Origin of the sequence: Crateriforma conspicua (assembly GCF_007752935.1) — a bacterium.
Taxonomy (GTDB): Bacteria; Planctomycetota; Planctomycetia; order Pirellulales; family Pirellulaceae; genus Crateriforma; species Crateriforma conspicua.
Genome location: NZ_CP036319.1, coordinates 6,685,155 through 6,701,518, shown reverse-complemented (window position 1 = coordinate 6,701,518; position 16,364 = coordinate 6,685,155). Strand labels below are relative to the sequence as shown.

General features: G+C 57.3%; 16 protein-coding genes and 1 pseudogene. All 17 read right to left on the bottom strand.

The features are described from left to right. Window position 1: 1 nt before the first annotated feature. The 17 genes and pseudogenes from Mal65_RS26730 to rfbB all read right to left on the bottom strand — a co-directional run bounded on the left by Mal65_RS26730 (window position 2) and on the right by rfbB (window position 15,989). Entirely contained in the window at window positions 2–208 is a 207-nt protein-coding gene (locus Mal65_RS26730) for a hypothetical protein (protein WP_165701509.1), read from the bottom strand. A 3-nt stretch (window positions 209–211) separates the two neighbouring features. After that, entirely contained in the window at window positions 212–1,030 is an 819-nt protein-coding gene (locus Mal65_RS24520; protein ID WP_165701508.1) for a glycosyltransferase family 2 protein, read from the bottom strand. Between the two features lie 255 nt (window positions 1,031–1,285). Then, window positions 1,286–2,457, bottom strand: a protein-coding gene (locus Mal65_RS24515) for an IS3 family transposase (protein WP_145295673.1) whose coding sequence is annotated in 2 segments (ribosomal slippage) — window positions 1,286–2,208 and window positions 2,208–2,457 — 1,173 coding nt in all. Because the reading frame shifts where the segments join, the coding sequence is not laid out codon by codon here. A gap of 813 nt (window positions 2,458–3,270) precedes the next feature. Further along, entirely contained in the window at window positions 3,271–3,666 is a 396-nt protein-coding gene (locus tag Mal65_RS24505) for a GxxExxY protein (protein ID WP_145303899.1), read from the bottom strand. A 135-nt stretch (window positions 3,667–3,801) separates the two neighbouring features. Beyond that, on the bottom strand, window positions 3,802–4,539 hold the full coding sequence (locus Mal65_RS24500; RefSeq protein ID WP_145303896.1) for a class I SAM-dependent methyltransferase: 738 nt from the start codon (window positions 4,537–4,539) through the stop codon (window positions 3,802–3,804). A gap of 110 nt (window positions 4,540–4,649) precedes the next feature. Next, window positions 4,650–5,804, bottom strand: coding sequence for a glycosyltransferase (locus Mal65_RS24495; RefSeq protein ID WP_145303893.1), 1,155 nt, complete (start codon window positions 5,802–5,804; stop codon window positions 4,650–4,652). 8 nt (window positions 5,805–5,812) lie between these two features. Then, window positions 5,813–6,403: an acyltransferase gene (locus Mal65_RS24490; RefSeq protein WP_145303889.1), complete on the bottom strand. Its 591-nt coding sequence runs from the start codon at window positions 6,401–6,403 to the stop codon at window positions 5,813–5,815. A gap of 163 nt (window positions 6,404–6,566) precedes the next feature. Next, entirely contained in the window at window positions 6,567–7,481 is a 915-nt protein-coding gene (locus Mal65_RS24485) for a glycosyltransferase family 2 protein (RefSeq protein ID WP_165701507.1), read from the bottom strand. Window positions 7,482–7,578: 97 nt separating this feature from the next. Beyond that, a pseudogene (locus Mal65_RS27270) lies at window positions 7,579–8,350 on the bottom strand (IS5 family transposase). A gap of 196 nt (window positions 8,351–8,546) precedes the next feature. Next, the gene (locus Mal65_RS24475; protein WP_145303881.1) at window positions 8,547–9,509 is read right to left on the bottom strand and encodes a glycosyltransferase; all 963 of its coding nucleotides are present in this window, start codon (window positions 9,507–9,509) and stop codon (window positions 8,547–8,549) included. Beyond that, on the bottom strand, window positions 9,506–11,098 hold the full coding sequence (locus Mal65_RS24470; RefSeq protein WP_145303878.1) for an O-antigen translocase: 1,593 nt from the start codon (window positions 11,096–11,098) through the stop codon (window positions 9,506–9,508). Before Mal65_RS24470 ends, Mal65_RS24475 begins: the two co-directional genes overlap by 4 nt. Then, window positions 11,095–12,216, bottom strand: coding sequence for a DegT/DnrJ/EryC1/StrS family aminotransferase (locus Mal65_RS24465; RefSeq protein WP_165701506.1), 1,122 nt, complete (start codon window positions 12,214–12,216; stop codon window positions 11,095–11,097). Before Mal65_RS24465 ends, Mal65_RS24470 begins: the two co-directional genes overlap by 4 nt. A 58-nt stretch (window positions 12,217–12,274) precedes the next feature. Then, on the bottom strand, window positions 12,275–12,685 hold the full coding sequence (locus tag Mal65_RS24460) for a sugar 3,4-ketoisomerase (RefSeq protein ID WP_145305176.1): 411 nt from the start codon (window positions 12,683–12,685) through the stop codon (window positions 12,275–12,277). Between the two features lie 2 nt (window positions 12,686–12,687). Continuing rightward, a complete protein-coding gene (locus tag Mal65_RS27355; RefSeq protein ID WP_145303871.1) occupies window positions 12,688–13,188 on the bottom strand; it encodes an acyltransferase in 501 nt (166 codons plus the stop codon). 37 nt (window positions 13,189–13,225) lie between these two features. Next, complete coding sequence (gene rfbA / locus Mal65_RS24450) at window positions 13,226–14,143, bottom strand: glucose-1-phosphate thymidylyltransferase RfbA (protein WP_145303869.1); 918 nt, start codon at window positions 14,141–14,143, stop codon at window positions 13,226–13,228. A 58-nt stretch (window positions 14,144–14,201) separates the two neighbouring features. Further along, window positions 14,202–14,561: a four helix bundle protein gene (locus tag Mal65_RS24445; protein WP_145303866.1), complete on the bottom strand. Its 360-nt coding sequence runs from the start codon at window positions 14,559–14,561 to the stop codon at window positions 14,202–14,204. 210 nt (window positions 14,562–14,771) lie between these two features. After that, window positions 14,772–15,989 (bottom strand): dTDP-glucose 4,6-dehydratase, encoded by a 1,218-nt coding sequence (rfbB, locus tag Mal65_RS24440; protein WP_145305175.1) that lies wholly within the window; start codon window positions 15,987–15,989, stop codon window positions 14,772–14,774. Window positions 15,990–16,364: the final 375 nt, after the last annotated feature.

Below are 16,364 nucleotides of genomic sequence, written 5' to 3'. Positions count from 1 at the left end.
TTCATTGTGTCCTCGTCCAGCTCTCAACCATCGCCTGCAACTTCTCTCTGCCAACTGCCAACTTCTCTCTGCCAACTGCCAACTTCTCTCTGCCAACTGCCAACTTCTCTCTGCCAACTGCCAACTTCTCTCTGCCAACTGCCAACTTCTCTCTGCCAACTGCCAACTTCTCTCTGCCAACTGCCAACTTCTCTCTGCCAACTGCCAACTCTTAACTCTCCCCCCCCTCATCCAAGCCCAGCGCCCGTCGGATCGGCGTTTTGATGGCGGCGGGGATCATCGGGTACACGGTCCGGGCCAGCGGGTACGCTTCCATCCAAACCGGTAAGTTGAACTGTCGCCGGGCGATTCGGCACAGTCGTGACAGTTCGCGGTTCTGTTGGCCGTAGGTGAACGACCGCTGAAAATAGCTTTTGGCGTGGGCCCGGCGTTTGACCACAGCATGAGGCAGGTTGGCGACCTTGTGCCGCGCCGCGACCCGCAGGAAAAATTCGAAATCGATCAGGAACGGTTGGTCGGGATCGTAATTCAGGCCCTGGTCCAACAGGGATTTGCGAAACGTCACCGCACTGTGGCAATACGGGATGCACTTGGCCGACATCCGGCGGACATCGGCGTCGGATTCGGGGTACAAGCGGACGTAGTGTTCGTCGCGTTGGGTGTCCTCGCGTTCTTCGCCGCCGCCGATCCAGGCGTGATCGGGGTTCGCGTCCAGAAACGCGGCTTGGTCTCGCAAGCGATCCGGATAAGCCACATCGTCGGCGTCCAGGTTGGCGATGTAGCGGCCGGTGGCCAATTCGACGGCGCGGGCCAGTGCCGCCGCGCGCCCCAGGCGTCCACAGCGGACGACTTGTAGGCGGTCGTCGTCAATCGAATCCAGGATCGCGGGTGTGTCATCATCGCTGCCGTCGTCCAAGACCAGCACTTCGATGTCGCGCAGCGATTGATTCAACAGGCTGTCCACCGCGCAGCGAATCCATTGCTGTTCGTTGTAGACGGTGATGATGGCGGTGACTTTAGGTGGATTCACGATGGGATGGTAATTGACCGCGGAGAGCACAGAGGACCGCAGAGGTAGGGAACGGTTAGGGATGATTGGTATTGAGATGGTCGTTGCCGTCGGTTTGGAACACTCAAACAACCGTCCTGTAACTCTGTGTACCTCCGTGTCCTCTGTGGTTAATCCGTCGCATTGGGAAATTGACCGCGGAGAGCACTGGAATTGCCCACGAAAAGTTGACAGTGGAACGATCCTAACGGGAAGGGAAATTGTGAGTCCTGACGATCAGGATTCACTGACGAGTGAGAGTTTTTTGAAGGCTTGCTCAAACTCGATGGGACTCTGGTATTCCAACGATGAGTGCAAGCGAATTGGGTTATAAAATCCTTCGATGTATTCTGACACGCCGCGCGTCGCATGCTCGTGGGTGTCGTATATCTCTTGAACTTCTTCGGTTTTGTAACTCTTAAAGAAAGATTCCATTGGGGCGTTGTCGTAGCAGTTGCCACGACGGCTCATGCTTTGAACGAGCCGGTGGCAATTCAATCGACCTCGGAAATGTTCGCTCGCGTACTGGGAACCACGATCACTGTGGATGATCAATCCTGCTTTAGGGGTGCGGATCGCAAGGGCCTGATCCAGCGCCGCGACCACCAGATTTGAGTCGATGTGGTGACTGGTTCTCCAGCCAACGATCTTTCGTGAATGCAGGTCAACAAACGCGGCCAGGTAGGTGAATCCTTCTTTAGTGGGGATGTACGTGATGTCTGTCAGCCAGACTTGATTGAGCGTCTCAGTCGAAAAGTCCTGTTCAAGAAGATTGGGAGCAATCGGTGAATTGTGATTGGAGTCGGTGGTGGAGATTCTAAAGTTGGCACGGCGATTTGCTTGGATTCCTGCTTTTCGCATGCACTTGGCAACTGTGTTTCGGCAGCACTGGATGCCGCGTTTGACAAGCTCGCGATGCATTCTTGGGCTTCCATAGGCATCGTGATGCCTTTGCGAATGAACCGCTTTGATTGCGTCGATGACCTGTGATTGCTTTGCCTGTGTCGGCGTATCTTTACGGTTGGCGAACTTGTAGAAAGCCGCACGCGTCACTTCGAGAGCTCGGCAGAGCACCGCGATCGGCCATCGTTCGCGGTGCTCGTCGATAAACTGAATTCTCAGCTGTTTTCTTTGGCGAAGAACGCCGTCGCTTTTTTTAAAATGTCGCGTTCCATTTTGAGCTGTCGATTTTCTTCACGGAGTCGCTTCAGCTCGGATTCGACTGAACTGCTGCTGGTGATTTCACTTTCCAGCGAGCCGTCGGCTTCAAAGTTTTTCTTCCACTTGCGAATCAGATTCGCACCGACATCGAGGTCTTTGGCGACCGCTGGAAATGACAAACCGTGCTCCACGACTTTTCGGACTGCCGCGAGTTTGAACTCACGACTATAAATTCGACGCTTTTCCATAAATGGGTTCTCCTGTCAGATGAGTCTGACATGCGCCGCCCCACTGTCAACTTTTCGTGGGCAATTCCACACAGAGGACCGCAGAGGTGGGGAACGGTTGGGGGATGATTGGTATTGGAATGGCCGTGGTCGTCAGGATGGAGCACTCAAACAACCGTCCTGGGGCTCTGTGTTTCTCAGCGTGCTCTGTGGTTATCCCGTCGCGCTGGGAGATTGACCGCAGAGAGCACAGAGGACCGCAGAGGTGGGAATCGGTTAGGGAATGATTGGTATTGGAGTGGCGGTGGTCGTCGGTTTGGAACACTCAAATAACCGTCCTGTAACTCTGTGTACCTCCGTGTCCTCTGTGGTTATCCCGTCGCGCTGGGGAATTAACCGTAGAGAGCACAGAGGACCACAGAGGTGGGGATCGGTTGGGGGATGATTGGTATTGGAGTGGCCGTGTTCGTCGGTTTGGAACACTCAAACAACCGTCCTGTAACTCTGTGTACCTCCGTGTCCTCTGTGGTTAATCCGTCGCATTGGGAAATTGACCGCAGAGAGCACAGAGGGCCGCAGAGGTGGGAATCGGTTGGGATTGAGATGGTCGTTGCCGTCGGTTTGGAACACTCAGACAACTGTCCTTGATCTCTGTGTTTCTCCGTGTGCTCTGTGGTTATCCCGTCGCGCTGGGAGATTGACCGCAGAGAGCACAGAGGACCGCAGAGGTGGGGATCGGTTGGGGAATCGTTGGTATTGGAGTGGTCGTGGTCGTCGGTTTGGAACACTCAAACAACCGTCCTGGAACTCTGTGTACCTCCGCGTCCTCTGTGGTTAATCCTCCTCACCCTCCTGCACACCGCTGACAAGTCGTTTTAATCCATCTTTCAAACGCTGGACGTTGAAATTGATCAGCAATCCGACGGATCGATTGCTTAGTTTCAGATAGGTGATCAGCTGGGCCTCGAAGATCGGATGCATTTTGTCGACCGCCTTCAATTCCACCACGACTCGGTCCTCCACCAACAGATCCATTCGAAAACCAGCGTCGATGTTTTGACCGTCGTAGTGGACCGGGCACGCGACTTGAGTGCGAACAGACAGTCCGCGTTTCCGCAGTTCATGAGCCAGGCAGGCCTCGTAGGCAGATTCCAACAGTCCCGGCCCGAGCGCCGTGTGGACCTTCATCGCCGCGTCGACAATTTGTCCGGTGATCTCGTTAATTTGCATCCGTGAAAACTGGGCCTGGGAATTTTACCACGGAGAGCACAGAGGACCGCAGAGAAGGGGATTGGTGGACAGTCGTCGGCAGGCGGAACGGAATCCATGCTGGCAAACCTCTGCGTTTCTCCGCGTCCTCTGTGGTCAATATTCTGCACTCCCCGCGCCCTGTAACCGGCAGGCCACCGTCAGCGACGACGTCAGCATGGGGAACAGCTTTGGCAGCAGCCGAGTTTCCAGCGGTGAGATCAATCGTGTGATCTGTGTTCCGATGCGACCGGACAGAGGATTGATCGTCACGCGGTCCGGATACCAGCCGACGACTTCAAAGCCGGCGCGTTGCAGTAGTGTTTCAAACTCCGGACGCGTCCACCCGAAAACATGGGTGGGGTGATCCGCACGAGGGCTGCCGAGCAAGGCGCGAACGATCCGAATGCTGCGCAGCACGTTGGGGACCGAGAACACGTATCGATCGGCCCGCAATTCAGCGGCCGATCGCAGGCATCCCAACGGATCGTCGACGTGTTCCAAGACGTGGGAGGAAACCACGACGTTGGGATGGACGCCATCGGGGCCATAGCCCAATCGGCCGAGATCGGCGAAGCCGCCGAGTTTCGTCTCGCCGAATGTCGCCGCCATGTCCACACACGCTGGTTCCAAATCAACGCCGTGGCATTCAAATTCACGATCGGCCAACAGACGCATCAATTCGCCGCGACCGCACCCGATGTCCAGCAAGACAGTGGGGCTCGCGGTCGTGCCAGACTGCGTATCGGTCGCAGCCCGTACCAGTGAGTCGTATAAGCAATCGCGCAGCGCGGATTCTTTGTGGCCCAGGCGTGTGGAGATGTCACGAAGGTTTTCTGCCGCAGCTTCATTCATGGGGTGTGTCCAAACGGGTTCCGCTTGTGATGGGCACCGTTTGATGCCGCGATAGGTGATGAGGTGAAACGAGAGGGCAGGCTAAGAAATGGTGTTCGCGCTGGCGGTCGCTAGCGATCCAAAACTTCTGCGTACAACTCGGCATACGCCCGCGACATTTTCCCCACATCGAACTTGTCCGACACACGCTGCTGGAGTGGCCGGAAGTCATCGGTTTTCCAGATATTGGACAGCAGAGGCAACAGAGTTTCCGCCAGTGAGCCGGAATCGCCCTGGCCGAAGAAACGCAGCACGTCCGACGGACCGCCGGCGACCTCTTCGAAGACGGGAATCCGACTGGCGACGATGGGCGTTACGCACAACATCGCTTCGGCTAATGCCAGTCCGAAACCTTCTTGGATGGAATGAGATGGCATCACGATCACATCGGCGGCCACCATCCGGCGGATCGCCTCGTCATGGTCGACCCAGCCGGGCAGGTGCAGGTGCTCCGCCACGCTCAACTTTTTCGCTTGGTCTAGCAGCGTTTGGCGATTTGGACCTTCGCCCAAGATGACGTACCGCAGATCCGGATATTGCCTGATCAATTGCGGCAACGCGGCAACCACGGTGCCGTGTCCTTTCTCGGGGACCAGTCGGCCGACGGAAATCAGGGTAGGGCCGGCCGAGTTGGCGATTGGGCTGGGCTTGGCCTTAGCTTCCCGCACCACTTGTCGAATATGGGCCACATCGATGCCGTTGTAGATCACACGATGCCGGGGATCGTTGCGGTCGACACCGTTTTCGTCGGGATCGAAATGTGGACGGTAAGACTTCGCGACCCCATGCGAAATGTAAACGATCGCATCGGCATACTTCTCGGTCCGCCAAACTCCCCATCGCAACAGCGGGTTCATCGACCCGTACATTTCGTGGCAGGTGGTGATGACGGGAATTTGAAACGATTGTTTGGCCACCGAGCGAGCGGTATTGCCCGGAATGCAAAAATTGGTGTGTATGAGGTCGGGGCGTTGCTGGTCACACCACCGTGCAAATTGCTTCCGGAAAGATCGGGTGGGACGAGGGTCGAGCGGAAACGCTGGCTTTGGGGCTGCAAGCGTCATGTGATTCACCCCGCACGGTGGCGGCAAGGCATCGCGTTGACGCCCGTCGTCCATTTGGACATAGGTGACTTGATGGCCGTCGGCGATTTGGCGCTTGGCCACCGAGTCCATCAATCGCCAGATGGCGTGGGCGCCCGAACGGTCGACGTAGGCGATGTGCATCTGCGGGTTTATTCCAAGTCCTTGCGTTTCAACAGTCGTCCCGGGCCGGCGACATAGACGTGCCCGTCAGGAACGTCTTTGGTCACGACGGCGCCGCTACCGACGATGGCGTTTTCGCCGATGCTGTTCACCGAGGGCAGGATGATGGCACGTGAGCCAATCCAGCAGTTGCGTTTCAGGACCAGCGAGCTTGCCGCAGGCTGGGATCGCGGGTCATAGCCGTGGTCGTGGGTGTAGACGATGGCCCCTTCGGAGACCAAGGCGTCGTCTTCGATCGTCAGGTCGCCGGAAAAATCCAGGATGGTGTAGCGCCCGATTTCCACTCGGTCACCGACCGAAAGCCGCCCCCGATACGTCTCGGTCGCCAGTCGCACACCGGCGCCCAAGGTGACACGGTCGCCGAGGCTCACCGACTTCGGATCCGCGCACCGGACACCGGGGCCAAGGTGGCACCGGTCACCGGTTCTCAGGCCTCGCAACCCCCAAAGCACCACCGAGGTTTTGCGCCGTACGAAGCGGCCCGCAGCTGCCCCCAGATCCAAGGGAAGTGTCCACAGCGACCCGCGAGAGGCGATCCTGCGAAGTAGTTTGCCACTCATTCTTTAGCTGCAGACGAGTCCAGGTCGGAAGCGTACATGAATCGTGATGTGGGAGACTGGACGTTTGCTGTCGGCGCGGTCACGGGATTCTGCTTTCCTTCTTCTCCCACAGAGTCAAGCACGTTGCACGCCATTTCGGGTCGGCCGAGAAACGCCAGGTATCTCAACGCCGATGGATCAGGGACGCGAGGCGCCCGGGTAATTGAGTCCAGAACTGCGGGTACTCCAGCATCGCCTTGAATGCTTGCAGGTATTGCTTGCGTTTCAAAGGATCGACGACAGCCCCGTAGGCCAACGTACGTTTACAGTTTTTTATCGCTTGATCGACATGCTGATGGAGGTTCCGCTCGCCTTCTCGAGAGAGGTCCTCTTTGATGCTATTCAGGACATCAATCATGCCGCTGTACATCGGCACTCGCTTGCTGGTCAGGCTTCCCTCGACGAGCTCTGCGTAGTACAGCGGCTCATCTACGAATCCAAGTTTGGCTCCCGATCGGACCAAGTCATAGATGAACCGATAATCTTCACCGTATTTAAATTCTGGGCGGTATCGGATCCCATTTTCCAGTAGTGCCTTACGGCGAATGATTGGTTGCAAGATGCCAACGCCCGGGTTTTGAAGGATCCTTTCCAGCCCCAGGTGGATGCACCCATCATCGGACGCGACGCCGAATCTCGAAACGTTCTCAAACCGCTTTCGGATCTTTTGTCCGTGTTGATTGACCACCCACTGATTGTCGGCGATCACGTCCAAATTCGCGTGTTCTGCAACTGTAAGTAGCTTCTCGAGCCGGCTTGGGGCAATCCAGTCATCAGCATCAAGAATAACAATCCATTCTCCTTTCGCAGCCTCAATCCCAATGTTTCGGCAGACGCTTGGGCCCGCATTGCGAGTTTGGTAATGAATGCGGACTCGCGTGTCGTTTGCCTGAAGAGTGGAGAAGTGCAACCTGTTCGTTGACGCATCATCAATGACAATGACCTCTATGTCATTGTTGCGATCTGTAAGGGCGCTCTGGATTGCCCTCTTGAGAGTTCTCTGAGCATTAAAGCAGGGGATAATGAAGCTTGTGAGCAAGATTGTTGGTTCTGGTTTGGAGAGTTGCTTGGTAGTTCTATTGATTGTGCTCGGAACGTATGGCTGTCATTCTCTGGGCCTGTCCGAAAACAACTGCTCAGTTGAGCGTGCAGTAGACGCAGGCGAGGCGCAATGCAGCGATGAGATTGTCGATCTTTCCCTCCCAGCTTTTCAGCGTGGTACGGGATCGATTGACCCAACCGTGAGTTCGCTCGACCATCCAACGTCGTGGCCTCTCACCACGCGACTTCTTGAGTTTTCGTTGCTCTTCGCTCGAGAACGGATGTGGGCGGTGTAGCCGAAGACGGTTTAACCAGTTCGCGAATCGCTGCTGAGTCACAGCCTTTGCCCAAGAAGAAATGTTCTCCATGTTGACCGCTCAGCCGCGGATCGCGTGCCTTGCAGTTCTCAATTGTTTCTTGCAGGAGCCGAATGTCGTGAACGTTCGCACTGCCAACAACGAGTCCGACGGGAATGCCAACCGTGTCAGTCATCAAAAAACGCTCGGTCCCCCATTTTTCAGATCGGTCGGCTTATTCCCGGCCGCTTCACCACCCAGCGGCGTCTTGGTCATCGCGCCGTCAGTACTTCGTCATGTTCAGTCCAGCCCCTCGCGATCTTCGTTTTGGCCGAGGTCTTCCTGCCACAAGTCGTCGAAAACACTGCTGGCAGCCCATTCCTGAAAGTCGTCATAAGCCGTGCCGCAAGGTGCCGATGACGTTTGCACTGCTGTTCATTGACTCCTTTCGAATTCGATAGTGAATCGTATCTGCAACGGATCGCAAGCATTCTCTCGGCCGCCCACCTTTGGGGTTCCGTTCGTGGCCAGTGAGCAACGGTTCGAGTCGCTCCCGCAGCGCATGTGACATTCTTTACTGATCAAAACTACTCTAACCATCTATGGTGAGCCCTGCTTGGTGACTAAAAGTGAGGGTGCTTTCATAATCCAGCAGGGTTCAGTTTAGGTTTAAGATCAGCAGGTTCTCGGATTGGCACTTAGTTCCTGGTGAATAGTATTGCGTTGCATCGCAGATTGCGGATGGGAATCGCTTTGGTTGAGGAACGTTAGATACGGCACAGAAGATTTCTGCAGTAAACTTGAAGTGATTTTGATTTAAGTCTCGCTCCCAGAAGTTTGACTTTTAGGCTCGCTCTGTAAGTTCGCCTTGAGTTTCTCTGCTCATGTAGTTTAACGAAAGTGATTCGATTTAAATGACGCACAGCCTCTAATGGTCGTATCGCTCGTTGCGGGATTTTCTTCTCACGTGCCGCCGCAATGATGGTTTTTTGATGATTGCGGATGTGGACGGAATTGTTTTCTGGGCTTAGTAAAAACCAGTGTTCTGATCGACTTGCACTCGTTTCGACATGTCGGTATCTGACATGCACCTTAGGGACATGTTCTATTTTGCCTAGTAATGCAGCGCGTAGTGGCAGGACTCGATCTTCGTTTTTTAGGTGAGCTGGGTAAGTCCAGGGCCACATGAATACATCCTTATGGTACGCGAATGATGAACCCGTTCCAAATCCTCCGCATCGAACGCAGAGGTCGACGAGATCGGCTTTGCGTTTTTGTGGCCAGTGCACCACGTGTGGACGGAGAATGTCGGATGTTTCAGAAATGACCGCATAGTCAGAGAAAACGGCGCGTGTATCGGGGGCTCGCTGGTATGTGTCTGCGACTGCTTGAGCTCGTTCGGGGAGTGATACATCGTCTCCGGCTGCCATGATGATCCATTCGCCTTTTGCGAGTGCCGAGATTCTTGCGACATGACCACCGATACCCAAGTTCACATTGTTTTGATTTAGTCTGATCGTGTGCGGTCCCGTGTACGACTGCGCCATTTCTTGCATGATGTCGTAGGTGCTGTCGGTGGACCTGTCATCTGATAGTAGGATCTCCAGCGGTGAGTATGTCTGAGCGAATGCGCCTTCAATGGCTTGCCGAATGAAAGCCTCTTGGTTGTAGGAAATCAGGGCAAACGTGATCAGTGGATTGTCTGCTGGGGACTGATCTTGATCGCTCATGCTTGGGCAATTCCTTTGGCAAGCCACTTCCCGCCGGGGAGACGGGTCAGTGCTTGGGTGATGCGGTGATGGTGTCCGATGCAGGTCACCAGATGTCGTAGACAGAGAATGGTGGCTGCGACCGTTGTGAGGGCTCCCGCTGCCGTACTCGCCACTGGTGGCAGTATCAGATCGCACGAAAACACCGTTGCGGCGACCGGAACCATCCAGGCGAGTTGGGTTAGTACGCTGCGAGACCAGAGGAAGCCGATGGTCTGGCGGGTTATTGCAAGCATGCCAGCAGTGTGGGCAAAGTAGAGCGCGGCGAACGCGATGGCGGCGCCGAGCAGCCCGACCCCGTGGATGAGCCCGACTACCATGAGGACATGAAAGGCTTGAAAAACGGTTTCAGTGGTCGCGAACAGCTTCCCTTGCCCTTTGGCCAGCAACGCAAACCCGAGCGGCCAAGACAACACTCGGCCCATGCATCCAATCACAAACCATTTCAACATCTCGGCGGCGGGGGCGAATTCAGAGGTGTAAAACAAGGCGATCACCCAAGGGGCGAGTGCTAGTGTTGCCAGCAGTCCCGGAAAAGCCAGTAGCAGCCCGACCTTGGTCTGCTCGTTGATCAATCGCCGCATCGCGGCGTGGTCGTCGGACACAGCAGTCAGCCGTGGGTAGAAATCGGCCCCCATGGCCTGCAGGACGAACTTCACGAACATCCCCGACAGAGTGAAAGCGGCCGTGTAGATTCCGACCGCCTGCAGGTCCAGTTGATTGGAGAGGATCGCCCGGATGGCATAAGTCGCGCCCGCGCCCACCAATCCGGCGACGACCATGCTGGCCCCAAACTTGAGCAATCCACCCGCATCCACCAGGGACTGCCGCCAAGTCACCGACGCGGGGGCCAAGGGGATCTTGCGAGAGTAGTGCGTGGAAACGAGCAGTGAGATGGCGGAGAGGGCAATCAGCGCGGGCACAATCCCGGCCATGCCGAGCCATGCGTACAAGCCGACTGACACGAGTGTGCCCAGGATCGCACCTAGCACCTGCACCCGGGCCAAATCACCGATCCGGCGGGTGCCCTGCAGAATGGCCGATTGACCGCCGGCCAGATTGCTCAGAAACACGGTGATCCCTAGCAGGGCGACCGGCAGCGTGTATTCATTGGATCCGAAGCTGGTTTGGCTGATCCAGGGTGCCGCGGCGGCCAGGATTGCCGCGCCCGCGATACCGGTTAACCAGCAGACTCGACGCAGGGTGATGACCGTTGCGGCGACCGCTTCGGCGTTGCCGTCACCGTGATGCTTGGCAACGTCACGCACGCCACTGGTTTGAATCCCCATTCCCGCCAAGGTGTTGGCGAGTGCGGTGATCGACAGGTAGACCCCCACCAAACCGATCCCCGCCGGTCCGATCAGGACGGCGACCAGTTTGGTCCGCACCAAGCCGATGCCCATGTTGATGACCTGGGCCCCGCCGACAATCGAGCTGGATTTGAGGATTTGCCCATAGGACGACTGTTCGGACTTGGATTCTTCCACGTTCGAGATGGCGTGTTCGCTGCTGATTTGCTCCTCCGGTGCCCGTTGGTCTGCAACACTCACAGCGCCGATGCCCTGTGGTTCTGAATCGTTTCGACCACATCCCGGACTTGATCGGCCGTGAGTTGCGGGCCCATGGGCAGACTGAGGACTTCGTCCGCAAGCTGCTTGGCGATCGGGAAGTCGTCAGGTGAGTACCCGAGGTCGCGGTAGGCTTCGCTGGCGTGGGGCGGAATGGGGTAGTGGATCTGGGTGCCGATGCCGTGCTGCTGGAGATGCTCGCGGAGTGCGTCACGTTGCGGCGTGCGGATGACAAACAGGTGCCACACGGGATCCGCCCAGTCGGGGACGGTGGGCAGGAGAAGCGAGTGGCGAGTGGCGAGTGGCGAGAGTTCGGTGAAGTACAGGCCGGCGAGGTCGCGGCGACGCTGGTTCCATTCGTCCAGGTGCCGCAGTTTCACTCGCAAGAACGCGGCTTGCAATTCGTCCAGTCGCGAATTGAACCCAGGTTCGTCGTAGTGGTACTTGACGCGTGCCCCGTAATTTCGCAGCGAACGAATTCGCTCGGCGAGTTTTGGGTCTGTGGTGGTCACTGCACCGCCATCACCGAAGGCACCTAAGTTTTTGCCGGGGTAAAAGCTGTGGGCGGCGGCATGCCCGAGTGATCCCACGCGGCGGCCCTTGTAACGTGCGCCCTGAGCTTGGGCGGCGTCCTCGATCACGATTAAATCGTGCTGGGTGGCCAGTTCCATGATCGGGTCCATGTCGGCTGGCTGGCCATACAGGTGAACCGGAATGATCGCTTTCGTGTTCGCGGTGATCGCCGCCGGGATTTTCTCCACGTCGATGTTGCCGGTGTCACTGCGAGGTTCCACTGGAACCGGGGTCGCGCCGCACTGACTGACAGCGAGCCACGTCGCAATAAAGGTGTGGGAGGGGACGATGACTTCGTCCCCTGGTCCAATGTCATACGCTCGCAAGGCCAGCATCAACGCATCAAGGCCGCTGCCGACGCCCACGCAGTGATCGGTTTCGCAGTAGGCGGCGTACTCTGCTTCCAGCGAAGAGAGTTCCTCTCCCAGCAAGTACCAACCGGAATCCATCACGCGATGGTAGGCCGCATCGAACTCGTCTTTGAGTTCCAGGTAGGCGGGTTTCAGTTCGAGGAATGGTATGGGCACGGGGCGAATTGAGTGGCGAGTGGCGAGTGGCGAGTGGCGAGTGGCGAGTGGCGAGTGGCTAGCGGGTGCTTAGGGCGGCTAGAAATTCGTCGTAGTCGCGGTAGTAGTCGGATTCGTCGTATTCGGTGGAGGCGAGGACGAGGCACACCGATCCCGATGAGAAATTGCTCATCTCACGCCACGTCATCTGACCGACGAACAAGCCCTGGTAGGGACGGTTCAGGTGAACGGTTTGTTTTTGTTTGCCGTCGTCCAAGGTGACATCGAAGCTGCCGGATACTGCGATCATCAGTTGTTGCAGTTCCTTGTGAGCGTGCCCGCCCCGATCGGCACCGCCGGGGACGTCGTACAGATAGTAGACCCGTTTGATCTTAAATGGCACGTGGGTGAGAGCTTCAACGAAAGTCAGGTTGCCGCGATGGTCCGTGATCTTGGTGAGATCCACGACTTCACCGAACTGAAACGACATTGTCATCGGTCGCATTCCTTCCGCGAGTCTTCTTCATTGTGGCAATGACGAATCGCTTTCGCCGGATTGCCCACCACGACGGCCCCGGGGGGAACGTCGGCGGTGACGACCGAACCCGCCCCCACCATCGCGTCTTGTCCCACGGTGATGCCGGGTAGCAACGTGGCATTGGCACCGATCGATGCGCCACGCTTGATCACCGTTTGTGCGAAGCGATCAGGGTACTGCTGACTGCGAGGAAAGCGATCGTTCGTGAACGTCACGTTGGGGCCAATGAAGACGTCATCTTCGACCCGAATTCCGTCCCAAAGTTGCACCCCGCATTTGACCGTTACGCGGTTGCCGACCACGACATCATTTTCAATGAAGCAGTGTGAGCAAATGTTGCAATCGTTGCCGATCACTGCGTCCGAAAGGACGACGCTGAATTGCCAGACCCGGGTACGGTTTCCAATCTTGGTGGATTGGCAATCGGACAGTGGGTGGATGAAGGGAGAGGGCATGGGGAGAGTGACGCTGCTTTTGCGGAGCAAAAGGCGACTATTTGATGAGGGAGTGAAGGTATTCGCCGTAGGCGGTTTTGCCGAGGCGGTCGGCTTGTCGGCGGAGTTCGTCGCCGGACAGCCAGCCTTGGGTGTGTCCGATCTCTTCCAGGCAGGCGACCTTGAATCCTTGATGATGTTCGATCGTTTTGACGAACATCGACGCTTCCAGCAGACTCTCGTGCGTCCCGGTGTCCAGCCATGTATGGCCGCGGCCAAGTACTTCCACACTCAGCTTGCCAGCTTCCAAGTACCGGCGGTTGACACAGGTGATCTCCAATTCGCCACGCGCCGATGGTTTGACGCTTTTGGCAATCTCGACGACGTCGGCATCGTAGAAGTACAGGCCGGTCACGGCGAAGTTTGATTTAGGGTTCGTGGGTTTTTCCTCCAATGAAATCGCTTTGCCGTTCTTGTCGAATTCCACAATTCCAAATCGGTGTGGGTCGTGGACTTCGTACCCGAACACGGTGGCGCCGTCGGCCTGCGCCGCGGCCGATTTCAGCTTGGGTGAAAAGCCTTGGCCGTAGAAGATGTTGTCGCCTAAGACGAGGGTCACGGGGTGTCCGTCGATGAAGTCTTCGCCGATTAGGAATGCTTGAGCCAAACCTTCGGGGCGGGGTTGGACGGCGTAGCTGAACTCGACACCGAATTGGCTGCCGTCGCCCAGCAGGCTTTCGTAATGCGGCAGGTCTTCGGGCGTGGAGATGATCAAGATGTCTCGGATCCCCGAGAGCATCAGCACACTGATGGGGTAATACACCATCGGTTTGTCATACACCGGCAACAACTGCTTGCTGATCGCCCGGGTCACCGGATGAAGCCGCGTGCCGCTGCCCCCGGCCAGGACGATGCCTTTGCGCGGCGGGGCCGCCGGGGGTTGGGTTTTAGGTTTTGGGTTTTCGGTGTTGGGCATTGGGAGTGGAGGGACTGTATGCGCGAGATTGCGGTGGGTCGTGATTGGGGCTGGTGGTTTAGGTGTCCGAGCGAGAGCGAATCAGGGCTCCCAAACGGGCGCCGAGTCGTTGAAGGTCGACGGCCAATTGCCGAAGTTGGTCTGGTGGTAGGTATCCAATCTCTTGCGAGATCTCCAACTGGGTCTCCAGTTCCGCAAGTGAACCCAATGCAATGCGAAAGAACCGAACGGAATCACGGTTGCTTCCGCGAGCGTCTCCTTCGGCAATGTTTGATGGGATGCTGACCGCAGCGCGTCTGACTTGATCACGAAGTCCCCAGTCACGGTCCCAGGGTGGGCCGTTTGTGATGCGGTAAATCTGTACCGCGATTTGTTTGCCTTGTTTCCAAACCTCAAGCTGACGATAGCCCTGTGTCACCGCGTCGTATCTGTTTTTTCACGGGCGTGGCATCAAGCATCCGCGGATGCCTTGTTGTCGAGTGATTTTCCGATGCTGCGCTGCTTTCGCGGAGCGAAAGGCGACGATTGAATTCGATGGCCTTCGAGTGACCACAACCAAGTACCACCAACTCGACAACGATACCGTCGATCACTTACCCAACACCGAAAACCCAAAACCAAACACCACCTAATTTTGCCCCAGCCTTTCCAGCTTGTATTCACCGGACAGGATGTTTTGCCACCAGTCTTCGTTGTCGAGGTACCACTGGACGGTCTGGCGGAGCAGGACGTCGTGGTCGGTGCGGGGACGCCAGCCGAGTTCGTCTCGGATTTTGCCGGCGTCGATCGCGTAGCGGGCGTCGTGGCCCGGGCGGTCGGTGACAAAAGAGATGAGTTGCGAGTGGCGAGTGGCGAGTGGCGAGGATTGGGAGTGAAGGTCAGGTTTTGGGTTTTGGGTTTTGGGCCCCTCACCCCCGGCCCCTCTCCCCGAAGCGGGGCGAGGGGAGTCGATGTCGATGTCGGTACGAGTCTCGTGTCTCGCTTCTCGCCACTCGCCATTTGCCTCTGGCAACTCGTTGCTCTCGCCCCGCGGGGCGAGCTCGTCCATGATGCCGCAGATTCGGCGGACGAGGTCGATGTTTCGCATCTCGTTGTCGCCGCCGATGTTGTACGTCTGGCCGACACGCCCGCGCTGCAGTACCGTCATCAGGGCTTCGCAGTGGTCGGTCACGTACAACCAATCCCGGATGTTTTCGCCTTTGCCGTACACCGGAATCGGCTGGCCCCGCAGGCATTTGAGGATCACCACCGGGATCAGTTTTTCGGGGAACTGATAGGGCCCGTAGTTGTTGCTGCAATTGGTGACGATGACGGGCAGGCCATAGGTGTCATGCCAGGCACGGGCCAAGTGATCCGACGCGGCTTTGCTGGCCGAATAGGGCGAATGGGGATCGTAGGGGGTGGTTTCGGTGAATTTACCGCTGGCACCCAGCGATCCGTAGACTTCGTCGGTCGACACGTGCAGGAAACGGAACTCGGACTGGGCGTCGGCCGGCAAATCACGCCAGTACTGCAGGCTGCAGTGCAGCAGATTGAACGTGCCTTGGATGTTCGTGTCGATGAACGCGGCAGGGCCGTCGATGCTGCGGTCGACATGACTTTCGGCGGCCAAATGCATGACGGCATCGGGCCGGAAATCGTTCATTAGACCCGCCATGGCGGCGGCTTCGGTGATGTCGGCGACGGCCAGCCGGTGAGCGGTGTTTCCGTCCAGGTCCGACAGATTGTTGGCGTTGCCCGCGTAGGTCAGCTTGTCCACGTTCAAGACGTGATGACCCTGGCCGACCAACAACCGGACCAGATTGCTGCCGATGAATCCGGCGCCGCCGGTGACAAGGATTTTCATGAGAAGATTGAGAGGAGAGTGTGGTGCTGGAAGGGGGGCAGGCAAGGGTGGTCCGGCGGCTGGCCGTCGAGCGGTCGGCGCGGACTTCGTCCCCTTGGGTGACACGTGTCCCCTTTGCACTTGCAAACGCTTCGCCGACCGGCGAAGTGCTCGCGGTGAACCAAATCTAGGTCACGGCAATCGGCTGTGGCGGTTTTGATTCGAGTGTTCGTCCGGCACCCATCTCGCCCCGCTGTGCGGCGGTAGGCTCCGGCGATTCGGCGGTCACTCTAACCCGCACCGCTTACCTGACAAGACTCACCCTGGCAGATTCCGATCCCGACGTTTGTGGGGGAATGCGGTTGGGGGAAGTTTGTGGGTTGGGGGGGGCAGGTG